This window comes from Mycobacterium colombiense, from assembly GCF_001953985.1.
GTDB classification, from domain to species: Bacteria; Actinomycetota; Actinomycetes; order Mycobacteriales; family Mycobacteriaceae; genus Mycobacterium; species Mycobacterium colombiense_B.
This window is the reverse complement of record NZ_MBEI01000083.1, coordinates 82,297-93,825: the sequence shown is the minus strand read 5'-3', so window position 1 is coordinate 93,825 and position 11,529 is coordinate 82,297. Positions and strand designations below refer to the sequence as shown.

Here is an 11,529-nt window from a genome sequence, read left to right as displayed (position 1 = left end):
GCCGCGGGGCGTGCGAGCACGCTGTCGTCGACCGCGCGCAACAACAGCTCGGCACCGGCCGCCACGTCCGCCGGCGCGCCACCGCCGCCACGCTTGGCGCCGCCGCCCGTCCCGGAGCAGGCGCCCCGGCACGGCGGTGACCCGCAGCAAGAGGGCCCCGATGGCACCGGAGAAGGCACCTCCACGGGCGGCCAGTCGGTGGCCGACCTGCTGGCCCGCCTGCAGGTGCAGCCCTCCGAGGGCGGCGGCGTCGCGGCGGCCGGCGGGGGCGGCGCGGCCGGGGGCGGCGGTCCGGCCTGCGGCTCGTCGACGGGCGAAAAGTTGCGCATCCCGTAGTCGCGGTACTCCGCCGAGTGGCGCGACCGTGCCCGGCGACCGGAGTCGCCGTACGGCGGTGGCGGCACCGGCTCAACGGGCAGGCCATCCCATGCCTCGTCGGCGTCCGAATGCCGGGCACGCCGCCGGCCGCCGGTCGACGCGGGGGGATCGGCGCCGGCCCAATTGCTGCCGGGGGCGCCGGGCGGTGCCCACTGACCCTCCGCGGCGGCCGGCTGCCAACCCTGCCCCGGCCACTGCGGCTGGGGCTGCCGCTGCGATTCCGGCTCCGGCTCGGGCTGCGGTGTGGGCTCCGGCTGGAACTGGGCCGCAGGCGCGGGCGGCGGCTGGAAACGGGGCTCGAAGCTCGACTCCGCCGGTCCCGCATACGGGGATTCCTCGGCGTACGCGGGCTCTTCTGCGTACGCCGGATCCGGGGCCGGTTCGTACTGGTTACGGACTCGTTCCCGGCGGGTCGGCGGCTGCTGCCGCGGCGGGATCAGCGGTTCCTCGGGCACGTCGATGATGGCGTCGTCGGCGCGGCCGGCGTTGTCCTGCGGCACCGACGTCACCCGGTCGCTGGTCACCCAATCGACCGGGCTGTCGCGGGGGTTCTCGCCGTTGCGATCCCACTCGCTGTACGCGCGCTCCGGTTGCGGCTCGGCCTCCGGCGTGCCGCCGAGGGCCGGGCGGTGAGCGAGGTCGGTGTCGAACAGGATTTCCAGGCTGGTCCGCAAGGCGGAAAGTTCGGCGCGCAACTCGGCCAGATCGTCGGCGGCCTGGGCGCGCAGCTCGGAGGCCAGCTCGCGGCGCAACTGTGACTCGACGGTCAGCTCGTATTCACGCCGGGCCGAGATCTCGCGGTCCAGCTGCAGGTCGTAGACGAGCTTGAGGTCGCGGACGCGGGACTGATCGGCGTCGCTTTGGCGCCGATAGAGCACGGAGACGAAGGCACCGGCGACTGCGGCCCACAGCGCCAGGATTACAGCGAGCTTGAGAAGTTCCACCCGATTGGTGAAAACCAATGCGGAACTGGCCCCCATCGCGAGGACCAGCAACGCTGTCAAGAGCACCCACCCCGGCCTGCGGCCGCCGCGCCGCCCCCGGGCGCCGCGGGACAGAACGGTCATGGCCTGAGAGTACCTGCGCGAGGTCAATCCGCGTGTCGCGCGGGTCCGGCGATTCTCGCGCGGGTTATCGGCGGCGTCGCCGGCAGAGTTGATCGCCCGCCGCCAGCCGGCAATCGCGGCGCCGGGCTAGGTTTCCACACCCTCGCCGTGCTCAGTCTGATCCGGCGGTGATTTGCAGCAATGTTGCAGCCACAGCGCGGCAATCAGCAGCGCCAGCGCGCTGACGGCCGCGACCACGGTCCCCGAGGTGTCCTGGGCGGCGGCCCGCAGCCAGGACTTGCGCGGCAGGAAGTACACCAGGATGCCGACCCACCAGCCCAGCATCACCGCACCCACCCAGGCCGAGGCCTTGGCGACGATCAGGCTGCGCGCCACCGCAAGCGGGTGCAGCCAACCCGGGCCGGACCCGATCTCGCCCTCGCTGATCCTGGCCCGCACGTAGCGCGCCCACAGCGCCTCGACGACCGCCACCGCCAGCAGCGACAGGCCGGTCCACACCGTGATCGGCGGAAACCACCGGTAGAGGCCTTTGACCAGCAGATATCCCACAAAGGCGGCGGCGACCACCGCGGCGGTCAGGTCACGCTTGCGGGTGGGTCCCATCAGGCCGTCGGCTCCTGATCGCCCGGCGGCTTCCCGCTCGGCCGAAGCGTCAGGCCGGTCGGGCGCACGCCGTTCCGGTCGGCCGCTTCCAGCTGGGCCAGCAGGCCGGCGGCCGGCTGCGGCCCGTCGGCCAGCGTCAGCTGCGCGTCCGGGTCGACATCCAGCCATGGGATGAGCACGAACGCCCGCAGGTGGGCCAGCGGATGCGGCAGGGTCAAGTTGTTCTCCCGGGAGATCACCTCGGTCGGGCCGTAGCAGGCGATCAGGTCGACGTCGAGGGTGCGCGGGCCCCAGCGCTCGCCGCGCACGCGGCCCGCCGCCTGCTCGAACTCCTGCGCCCGCCGCAGCCAGGCCTGCCCGTCGCAGGCCGGGTCGTCGGCGATCAGCACCGCGTTGAGAAACGGCGCCTGGTCCACCCGGCCCCAAGGGTCGGTCTCGTACACCGGCGACACGGCGAGCACCTTGTCTCCAAGCCCGTCGACGACCGACTGCAACCGCGCCAGCCGGTCACCCAGGTTGGAGCCGATAGACAGCACCACGCGCGTCATAACGACCCGCCCGCCGGCACCACCGAACCGCGGCCGCCGCGGCGCGACCGTCGCACCACCACCGCGACGTCGGCGAACTGCTGCGGGATCGGAGCCTGCGGCTTGTGCACCACCACCTCGACGGCGTGCACGCGTTCGTCGTCCATCACCTGGTCGGCGATCTGGGCTCCGACGGTTTCGATCAGATTGCGCGCGGGGCCGGCCACCACGTCGGCGGCCAATTGGGCCAGCGCGCCGTAGTCGTAGGTGTCGTCGAGTTCGTCGCTGGCGGCGGCGCCGGCGAGGTCGATCCACACCGTGATGTCGACGACGAAGTCCTGACCGTTGGCCCGCTCATGGTCGAAAACCCCGTGTTGTCCGCGAACCTTCAATCCGCGCAACTCGATTCGATCAGCCATTGTCTCCAGCCAGCTCCGTGCGCGACCCGTCGGTCCAGGCCGCGACGACCTTGAGGGCGTCGACCGTGGCCCGCACATCGTGCACACGCACCCCCCAGGCGCCGTGCAATGCGGCCAGCGCGGACACCACCGCGGTGGCCGTCTCACGCCCATCCGGCGGTCGCGGCGAACCGTCGGCCCCGGCTAACAACGTACCGAGGAACCGTTTGCGTGATGCACCCAGGAGCACCGGAATGCCGGTGCCGACCAACTGCGGCAGGGCATGTAGCAGCGCCCAATTGTGTTGTCCCGTCTTGGCGAATCCCAGCCCGGGATCGATCATCAGCTGGCGGGGGTCGACACCGGCGGACACCGCGGCGTCGACGCTGGCCAGCAGCTCGTCGCGCACCTCGGCGACCACGTCGCGGTAGTGCGGCGCCGCGTGCGGCCGCTCGGCCGACACCGAACGCCAATGCATCAGCACCCAGGGCACTTTCGCGTCGGCCAACAGCGGCGCCATCGCTGGATCGGCGCGGCCGCCGGACACGTCGTTGACGATCCGCGCTCCGGCACCCAGCGCCGCCCGCGCGACGTCGGCGTGCATGGTGTCGATGCTGATGGTGACGCCCTGTGCCGCAAGTTCTTTGACGACGGGGACGACCCGGGATGTCTCGACGCGAGGATCGATCCGCGTGGCGCCGGGCCGGGTCGACTCTCCCCCGACGTCGACGATGTCGGCCCCGTCGGCGACCAGGGCCAAACCCTGGGCCACGGCCTTGTCGGGGTCGAGATAGCGGCCACCGTCGGAGAACGAATCGTCAGTGACGTTCAGAACTCCCATTACCTGCACAGGCGCCAGACTCACTTACGCAGGATCAGGTCGAGCGCTTCGGCTCGAGAAGCTGCGTTCGTCTTGAACAGGCCGCGCACCGCGGAGGTGGTGGTAACCGCTCCGGGCTTGCGGACACCGCGCATCGCCATGCACAGGTGCTCGGCCTCGACCACGACGATCACGCCGCGCGGATTGAGCTTTTTCACCAGTGCGTCGGCGATCTGGCTGGTGAGCCGCTCCTGCACCTGGGGCCGCTTGGAATAGAGGTCGACCAGCCGCGCGATCTTCGACAGGCCGGTGACCCGGCCGTCGTTGCCCGGGATGTAGCCGACGTGGGCCACGCCGTGGAACGCCACCAGGTGGTGCTCACACGTGGAGTACAGCGGGATTTCCTTGACCAGCACCAGCTCGTCGTGGTCCTCGTCGAACATGGTGTTCAGCACGCTGTCGGGATCGGTGTAGAGCCCGGCGAACATCTCCCGGTAGGCGCGGGCGACGCGCGCGGGAGTTTCCCGCAGGCCGTTCCTGTCGGGGTCTTCGCCGATCGCGTGCAGCAACTCGCGGACCGCGGCCTCGGCGCGCTCCTGATCGAACACCCGCGTCCTAGGCATCGCGGTATCCGGCAGCGCCATCGAATCCTCCGTTTGCTCAGCCGTGAGCCGGCGGGTTGGACCGGCTTACGTCGTCATCCTGCCGGTCGGGCGAGCCGCCTTCCGGGGCGGGTTGGCCGGGCGGTGGATACGGCGGATACGGCGGGTAGGCGGGACGCGCCTGGCCGGGGTGACCCGCGCCGCCCTGCTGACCGGGATAACTTTGCTGACCGCCCGGGTGGCCCTGCTGCCCAGGGTAGCCCTGCGGGCCCGGGTAGCCGCGGGCCGGCTGCTGCCAGTAGGGCTGCTGGCCGGGCTGCGCGGGCGGCTGCCAGTAGGTCGGCTGCTGTTGCTGCGGTGGCCATCCGGGCGCGCGCCAGCCGGCCGGGGCGCCGTAGTCGGGTTGGGTGGGTCCCTCCCCCTGACGATTGCCGCTGCCTTGGGCGCCGTGAGAACCGTTGCTGCCGTTGGCGTTTCGGTCGGCCTCCACCCGGGCGGCGGCGGCCGCTTCGCTGGCCCGCGCGATGGCCGCCTTGAAGGCCGGCTCGGGGGTCGGCGGCGGCCAGGGCTCGCCGCGCTCGATGGCCAGCTCGCCCGGCGTCTTGATGGGCGGTTTGTCCGACGGGATGCGGCCGCCGAAATCGTCGAACATCGTTAGCCTGGGCCGTTTTTCGACTCCGGAGAAGATGGCCTCCAGCTCGGCCCGGTGCAGGGTTTCCTTTTCCAGCAGCTGGCCCGCCAAAGTGTCGAGTATGTCCCGGTATTCGGTGAGGATCTCCCACGCCTCGGTGTGAGCGGCCTCGATCAACTTGCGGATCTCGTCGTCGATGTCGCGGGCGACCTCGTGCGAGTAGTCCGCCTGCGTGCCCATGGTGCGGCCCAGGAACGGGTCGCCGTGCTCCGAACCGTATTTGACCGCACCGAGTTTGGAGCTCATGCCGAATTCGGTCACCATCGCGCGGGCGATCTTGGTGGCCTGCTCGATGTCGGACACCGCGCCGGTCGTCGGCTCGCGGAAGACCAGTTCCTCGGCGGCGCGTCCGCCCATCGCGAACACCAACTGCGCGATCATCTCCGAGCGGGTCCGCAGGCCTTTGTCCTCCTCCGGCACCGCCACCGCGTGGCCACCGGTGCGCCCACGCGCCAGGATCGTCACCTTGTAGATGGGCTCGATGTCGGGCATCGCCCAGGCCGCCAGGGTGTGTCCGCCCTCGTGATAGGCGGTGATCTTCTTTTCCTGCTCGCTGATGATCCGGCCCTTGCGGCGCGGCCCGCCGATCACCCGGTCCACCGCTTCCTCCAGCGCGGCGCTGGTGATGACGGTGCCGTTCTCCCGAGCGGTCAGCAGCGCGGCCTCGTTGATGACGTTGGCCAGGTCGGCGCCGGTCATGCCGACGGTCCGCTTGGCCAGCCCGGCGAGGTCCGCGTCCGGGCCGATCGGCTTGCCCTTGGAGTGCACCTCCAGCACCGCCTTGCGACCCGCCAGGTCCGGGTTGGACACCGGGATCTGCCGATCGAAGCGGCCGGGGCGCAGCAGCGCCGGGTCCAGGATGTCCGGCCGGTTGGTGGCGGCGATCAGGATGACGCCGGCGCGCGGGTCGAATCCGTCCATCTCGACCAGCAACTGGTTCAGCGTCTGCTCGCGCTCGTCGTGCCCGCCGCCCAGGCCCGCGCCGCGCTGGCGGCCCACCGCGTCGATCTCGTCGACGAAGATGATGCAGGGGTTGTTCTGCTTGGCCTGGTCGAACAGGTCGCGGACGCGGGACGCACCCACGCCGACGAACATCTCGACGAAGTCCGAACCCGAGATCGTGAAGAACGGGACACCGGCCTCCCCGGCGACCGCGCGGGCCAGCAACGTCTTACCGGTTCCCGGCGGGCCGTAGAGCAGCACGCCCTTCGGGATCTTGGCGCCCAGCGCCTGATAGCGGCCGGGGTTCTGCAGGAAGTCCTTGATCTCGTAGAGCTCCTCGACCGCCTCGTCGACGCCGGCGACGTCGGCGAATGTGGTCTTGGGCATGTCCTTGGAGAGCTGTTTGGCGCGCGACTTGCCGAAGCCGAAGCCCATCCGGGCGCCGCCCTGCATTCGGGAGAACATCACGAACAGCCCCACCAGCAGCAGTAGCGGCAGGACGTAGACCAGCAGCTCGCCCAGGATGCTGCCCTGGTTGACGACCGTGCTGACCTTCGCGTTCTTGGCGCTCAGCGCGTTGAACAGGTCGACGGCGTAGCCGCTGGGGAACTTGGTGATGACCTTGTCGGAATTGTCGGTGTCACCATTGCCCTTCTTCAGGGTCAATCGCAGTTGCTGTTCCCGGTCGTCGATTTGCGCGCTTTTGACGTTGTCGCCGTTGATCTGGGACATCGCCACGGATGTGTCGACGGGCTTATAGCCGCGGGTGTCGTCGCTGAAGTAGAAGAACGACCAACCGAGCAGCACCACGACAGCAATTGCCGTGATGGTGCGAATCACGTTTTTCCGGTTCATCAATCATCGGCCTTAGCGGCCAGGTCCTTCCCCGATATACACGCAGCTGAAAAAGTCCAGGCTACCGCTAGCGGCGATCGCCAGCTCCGGCAGAGCGGTCGCCACCGTCTCTTCGGATAACGACCGGGAGTTCCCGGCTAGTCGTAATAGCGGGCCTCGACCACGTTTCCGTCCGGATCGGAGAAGTAGTACCCCTGCGGCGCCCACCCGCGCGCGCCGAAGCTCCGGTTCAGCCGCGCGCCGGTATCCACGCCTTCGGCCTGCAGCCGTCGGTCCAACGCGTCATATTCGGCCTTCGACAGCGCCAGGCAGACGTGATTCACCGGATGGCCGGCGCTGCCCTCGATGCGCGTCAAAGTCTCGGTCGACGAAATGCCTTCGGTGGGCATCAGGTCGATGATGGAGTCCCCGCAAATCCGCACGCTAGGAAACGGCGCGTCCCCGGCTTCGAATTCGGCGAAGCGGACCGGTTCCAGCCCGACGACGCGGGTGTAGAAGTCCATCGACGCCCGCGGGTTTCTCGTCCAGAGCACCACATGGTCCAAGCGCATCGAATCGAGTATTCCCGCCGTGCGCCTTTTTGATCGCCAACCCGGCGCGGGCGAGTGAGACGTATTCGGGCCTTCTCAGCCAGCAACCGTTGTGCTTTGGTGAGACGGTGCCAACCGAACGGTTAGTAGAGACCAATGGTGCGCGGCTACGGGTGATCGAGGCGGGCGACCGCGACGCACCGGTGGTGCTCCTGGCGCACGGCTTTCCCGAACTCGCCTACTCCTGGCGTCACCAGATACCTGTCCTCGCCGACGCCGGGTACCACGTGCTGGCGCCCGATCAGCGCGGCTACGGCGGTTCGGATCGTCCGGACGCCGTCGACGCCTACGACATCCATCAGCTGACCGCAGACCTGGTCGGGCTGCTCGACGACGTCGGCGCGCAGCGCGCCGTGTGGGTGGGGCACGACTGGGGCGCCGCCGTGGTGTGGAACGCCCCGCTGCTGCACCCGGACCGGGTCGCGGCCGTCGCGGCGCTGAGCGTGCCGGTGACGCCGCGGCCGCACGTGGCGCCGACGAAGGCCTGGCGCAAGATGTTCGGCGAGAACTTCTTCTACATCCTGTACTTTCAGGAGCCCGGCGTCGCCGACGCCGAATTGAACGCCGATCCCGCCCGGGTGATGCGACGCATGATGGGCAGCCTGCGAGCCGACGGCAAGGATGCGCTGGTGCGGATGGCCACCCCCGGTCCGGAAGGCTTCATCGAGCGGCTACCCGAACCCGACGGGCTGCCGGACTGGATAAGCCAGGACGAGCTCGACCATTACATCGCCGAGTTCACCCGCACCGGCTTCACCGGCGGCCTGAACTGGTATCGCAATTTCGACCGCAACTGGGAGACCACTCCCGAGCTCGACGGCGTGAAGATCTCGGTCCCGTGTTTGTTCATCGGCGGCACGGCTGATCCCGTCCTGTCCTTCACCCGCACCGACCGCGCCGCCGACGCGATCTCCGGGCCTTACCGACAGGTGATGATCGACGGCGCCGGGCATTGGCTGCAGCAGGAGCGCCCCGACGAGGTGAACGCGGCCTTACTGGAATTCCTCAACGGATTGGAGCTGCAATGAGCGCACCCCTGCGTTTCGGTGTCTTTATCACCCCGTTTCATCCCACCGGCCAATCCCCAACGGTGGCACTGGAATACGACATGGAGCGGGTCGTCGCCCTGGATCGGCTCGGATTCGACGAGGCGTGGTTCGGCGAACACCACTCCGGCGGCTACGAACTGATCGCCTGCCCGGAAGTCTTCATCGCGGCGGCGGCGGAGCGGACCAAGCACATCCGGCTGGGCACCGGCGTGGTATCGCTGCCCTACCACCATCCGCTCATGGTGGCCGACCGGTGGGTGCTGCTCGATCACCTGACCCGCGGCCGGGTGATGTTCGGTACCGGGCCCGGCGCGCTGCCGTCGGACGCCTACATGATGGGCATCGACCCCATCGAGCAGCGCCGGATGATGCAGGAATCCCTCGAGGCGATCCTGGCGCTGTTCCGCGCCGCACCCACCGAGCGCATCGACCGGCACTCCGACTGGTTCACCCTGCGTGACGCCCAGTTGCACATCCGGCCCTACACCTGGCCTTACCCCGAAATATCCACGGCGGCAATGATTTCGCCGTCGGGGCCACGGCTGGCCGGCGCGCTCGGCACCTCGCTGCTGTCGTTGTCGATGTCGGTGCCCGGCGGCTACGCGGCACTGGAAACCACCTGGGACGTGGTCCGTGAACAGGCCGCGAAGGCGGGGCGGGACGAGCCGGACCGGGGCGACTGGCGCGTGTTGAGCATCATGCATATCGCGGACAGCCGCGAGCAGGCCATCGACGACTGCACCTACGGGCTGCAGGATTTCGCGAATTACTTTGGCGCCGCCGGATTTGTGCCGCTGGCCAACAGCGTGGAAGACACGCAGACACCGCACGAGTTCGTCGCCGACTATGCGGCCAAAGGAAATTGCTGCATCGGCACGCCCGAGGACGCCATCGCCCACATCGAGGACCTGCTCGACCGCTCCGGCGGCTTCGGCACCCTGCTGATGCTCGGCCACGACTGGGCCTCGCCGCAGGCGACCTACCACAGCTATGACCTGATGGCGCGCAAGGTGATTCCCCACTTCAAACGGCAGCTCGAAGCGTCCCGCTCGTCGCACGACTGGGCCAAGGGCAAGCGCGACCAGCTGATCGGCCGGGCCGGCGAGGCTGTCGTCAAGGCCATCACCGAGCACGTCGACGAGCAGAAAGACGTGGTGCACTGATGCGCGCGGCGGTGCTGCGGGACGGCCGCATGGTCTATCGGGACGACGTGCCCGACCCGATACCCGAAACCGGCCAGGTGCTGGTGGGCGTGCGTGCGTGCGGAATCTGCGGCTCCGACCTGCATTTCGCCGCCCACGGCGCGCAGGTGCTGGAGATGAGCGATCGGGTGGCCGGCGGGTCGGGCGCCATGCACGTCGACCTGGACCACGACATCTTCATGGGTCACGAGTTCAGCGCCGAGATACTCGAAGCCGGCCCCGACACCGATACCCATCCGCCTGGCACCCTGGTCACCTCGTTGCCGGTGCTGTTGTCCGCCAAGGGCGTCGAGCCGATCGTCTACAGCAACAGCACGATCGGCGGCTACGCCGAACGCATGCTGCTGTCGGCGCCGCTGCTGCTACCCGTCCCCAACGGGCTGGACTTCAAACACGCCTCCCTCACCGAGCCGATGGCGGTGGGCCTGCACGCGGTCAACAAGTCGAATATCGCGCCCGGCGAGACGGCCCTCGTGCTCGGCTGCGGCCCGATCGGGATCGCGATCATCGCCGCCCTGCAGGCGAAGGGCGTGGAACCCGTTGTGGCGGCTGACTTTTCGCCCAAGCGCCGTGAGCTGGCCACCGCGATGGGGGCCCACCAGACGCTGGATCCGGCGCAGGGTTCGCCCTTCGATGCAATCAAGCCCGCGGTGGTGTTCGAGGCGGTCGGCGTGCCCGGCATCATCGACGACGTGCTCCTTCGTGCGCGGCCCGGCACCCGCCTGGTGGTCGCCGGCGTGTGCATGCAACCCGACACCGTGCACCCGTTCTTCGCGATCGCCAAGGAGATCAACGTGCAATTCGTCCTCGCCTACACGCCGGAGGAGTTCGGCGATTCGCTACGCGCCCTGGCCGAGGGCGACATCGACGCCAGCCCGCTGATCACCGGCGAGGTCGGCCTCGATGGGGTCGGCACGGCGTTCGACGACCTCGCCGACCCCGAGCGGCACTGCAAGATCGTCGTCACGCCCTGAAGGTTGCCGGTCGGCCTGCCTGTAATCGAGCCTATGTTCGAACTACGGGACGATCCCGCCTCCCTACCCAGCGGCAGGTGGATCGACCACGGCGGAGACCCTTAAATGCCTTTGCCGTCAACATAGGCGGCTCAACCGCTACAGCAACTCTTGGTGCGCAACTATTGTCATGATTCGTGACCAACTCCAACGACCCAATGGTGGCGGTACGGGCGTATGTAGATGCCTTCAACGACGGCGATGTGAAGGCGATGGCGACAGCATGCGCTGACCCGATGCAGATTCTTGACGGGATGTCACCCCATGTGTGGCAGGGACCGACAGCTTGCGAGGACTGGTGGAGTGACGTGCTCGCCGAGGGAGAGCACTTAGGGGCTTCCGGCTACCACATCAATATGGGCGAGCCACGACATGTCGATGTGACAGGCGACTGCGCCTATGTCGTCGTTCCCGCCACCATGACGTTCGTCCTAGACGGCAGGCAAGTCGCTCAGTCCGGGTCACTCTTCACCGTGGCGCTTCGCAAGGTCGACACCGACTGGCGCTTGTCAGCGTGGACTTGGACAAAAGGCGCTTAGGCAAGACCGCTTCTGTTGGCGCAACCAGGAAGCCCGCCGCAGGACTGCTAAAAGGTCCTTTGCGTTTTCGCACCCATCATCGGCTGACGACGTTCTGGGCTGGCGCACGAATCAAACGCGAATAGCTGCACGCCGTTGGACTTCTTGCCCCAGCTACCGGAATCAGACGAAGTATGTCTCAACGCTAAGGGAAGCGTTATCCGACCTGGCCGAGGCATGGCGAAACGGTCGAGGCAAAAAGGTGGGGGCAAAT

12 protein-coding genes are annotated in these 11,529 nt (G+C 68.5%); 4 read left to right on the top strand and 8 right to left on the bottom strand.

The genetic code is table 11. The features are described from left to right. The 8 genes from A5732_RS26460 to A5732_RS26420 form a co-directional block, all read right to left on the bottom strand. On the bottom strand, positions 1 to 1,445 hold a 1,445-nt coding region (locus A5732_RS26460; RefSeq protein ID WP_253189124.1), incomplete at its 3' end, for a DUF6779 domain-containing protein. Between the two features lie 126 nt (positions 1,446 to 1,571). Further along, on the bottom strand, positions 1,572 to 2,048 hold the full coding sequence (locus tag A5732_RS26455; protein WP_076103840.1) for a DUF3180 domain-containing protein: 477 nt from the start codon (positions 2,046 to 2,048) through the stop codon (positions 1,572 to 1,574). After that, positions 2,048 to 2,596, bottom strand: coding sequence for a 2-amino-4-hydroxy-6-hydroxymethyldihydropteridine diphosphokinase (gene folK / locus A5732_RS26450; RefSeq protein WP_076103837.1), 549 nt, complete (start codon positions 2,594 to 2,596; stop codon positions 2,048 to 2,050). The genes A5732_RS26455 and folK overlap by 1 nt, the downstream gene beginning before the upstream one ends. After that, on the bottom strand, positions 2,593 to 2,994 hold the full coding sequence (folB, locus tag A5732_RS26445) for a dihydroneopterin aldolase (RefSeq protein WP_076103834.1): 402 nt from the start codon (positions 2,992 to 2,994) through the stop codon (positions 2,593 to 2,595). The genes folK and folB overlap by 4 nt, the downstream gene beginning before the upstream one ends. Then, positions 2,987 to 3,838 carry a dihydropteroate synthase gene (gene folP / locus A5732_RS26440; RefSeq protein WP_139334483.1) on the bottom strand — a complete coding sequence of 284 codons (852 nt, stop codon included), beginning with the start codon at positions 3,836 to 3,838 and terminating at the stop codon, positions 2,987 to 2,989. The genes folB and folP overlap by 8 nt, the downstream gene beginning before the upstream one ends. Next, positions 3,835 to 4,437, bottom strand: a complete 603-nt coding sequence (gene folE, locus A5732_RS26435; RefSeq protein WP_064952550.1) for a GTP cyclohydrolase I FolE — start codon at positions 4,435 to 4,437, stop codon at positions 3,835 to 3,837. The genes folP and folE overlap by 4 nt, the downstream gene beginning before the upstream one ends. A gap of 16 nt (positions 4,438 to 4,453) precedes the next feature. After that, positions 4,454 to 6,883: an ATP-dependent zinc metalloprotease FtsH gene (ftsH, locus tag A5732_RS26430; RefSeq protein ID WP_076103832.1), complete on the bottom strand. Its 2,430-nt coding sequence runs from the start codon at positions 6,881 to 6,883 to the stop codon at positions 4,454 to 4,456. 137 nt (positions 6,884 to 7,020) lie between these two features. Further along, entirely contained in the window at positions 7,021 to 7,434 is a 414-nt protein-coding gene (locus A5732_RS26420; RefSeq protein WP_076050702.1) for a VOC family protein, read from the bottom strand. A gap of 107 nt (positions 7,435 to 7,541) precedes the next feature. Here A5732_RS26420 and A5732_RS26415 point away from each other — a divergent pair, with 107 nt between their 5' ends. The 4 genes from A5732_RS26415 (at position 7,542) to A5732_RS26400 (ending at position 11,276) form a co-directional block, all read left to right on the top strand. Beyond that, positions 7,542 to 8,501: an alpha/beta fold hydrolase gene (locus tag A5732_RS26415; RefSeq protein ID WP_142256685.1), complete on the top strand. Its 960-nt coding sequence runs from the start codon at positions 7,542 to 7,544 to the stop codon at positions 8,499 to 8,501. Next, positions 8,498 to 9,685 (top strand): LLM class flavin-dependent oxidoreductase, encoded by a 1,188-nt coding sequence (locus A5732_RS26410; RefSeq protein WP_076050703.1) that lies wholly within the window; start codon positions 8,498 to 8,500, stop codon positions 9,683 to 9,685. The genes A5732_RS26415 and A5732_RS26410 overlap by 4 nt, the downstream gene beginning before the upstream one ends. After that, a complete protein-coding gene (locus tag A5732_RS26405; protein WP_076103830.1) occupies positions 9,685 to 10,698 on the top strand; it encodes a zinc-binding dehydrogenase in 1,014 nt (337 codons plus the stop codon). The genes A5732_RS26410 and A5732_RS26405 overlap by 1 nt, the downstream gene beginning before the upstream one ends. 176 nt (positions 10,699 to 10,874) lie before the next feature. Continuing rightward, positions 10,875 to 11,276, top strand: coding sequence for a nuclear transport factor 2 family protein (locus tag A5732_RS26400; protein ID WP_253189123.1), 402 nt, complete (start codon positions 10,875 to 10,877; stop codon positions 11,274 to 11,276). The last annotated feature ends 253 nt before the right edge of the window (positions 11,277 to 11,529 follow it).

Excerpts from the sequence above, each read along its gene's own strand:
- A5732_RS26455 (WP_076103840.1), bottom strand. The coding sequence starts at position 2,048 with ATGGGACCCACCCGCAAGCGTGACCTGACCGCCGCGGTGGTCGCCGCC.
- A5732_RS26405 (WP_076103830.1), top strand. The coding sequence starts at position 9,685 with ATGCGCGCGGCGGTGCTGCGGGACGGCCGCATGGTCTATCGGGACGAC.
- folE (WP_064952550.1), bottom strand. The coding sequence starts at position 4,437 with ATGGCGCTGCCGGATACCGCGATGCCTAGGACGCGGGTGTTCGATCAG.
- A5732_RS26410 (WP_076050703.1), top strand. The coding sequence starts at position 8,498 with ATGAGCGCACCCCTGCGTTTCGGTGTCTTTATCACCCCGTTTCATCCC.
- folB (WP_076103834.1), bottom strand. The coding sequence starts at position 2,994 with ATGGCTGATCGAATCGAGTTGCGCGGATTGAAGGTTCGCGGACAACAC.
- ftsH (WP_076103832.1), bottom strand. The coding sequence starts at position 6,883 with ATGAACCGGAAAAACGTGATTCGCACCATCACGGCAATTGCTGTCGTG.
- A5732_RS26420 (WP_076050702.1), bottom strand. The coding sequence starts at position 7,434 with ATGCGCTTGGACCATGTGGTGCTCTGGACGAGAAACCCGCGGGCGTCG.
- folK (WP_076103837.1), bottom strand. The coding sequence starts at position 2,596 with ATGACGCGCGTGGTGCTGTCTATCGGCTCCAACCTGGGTGACCGGCTG.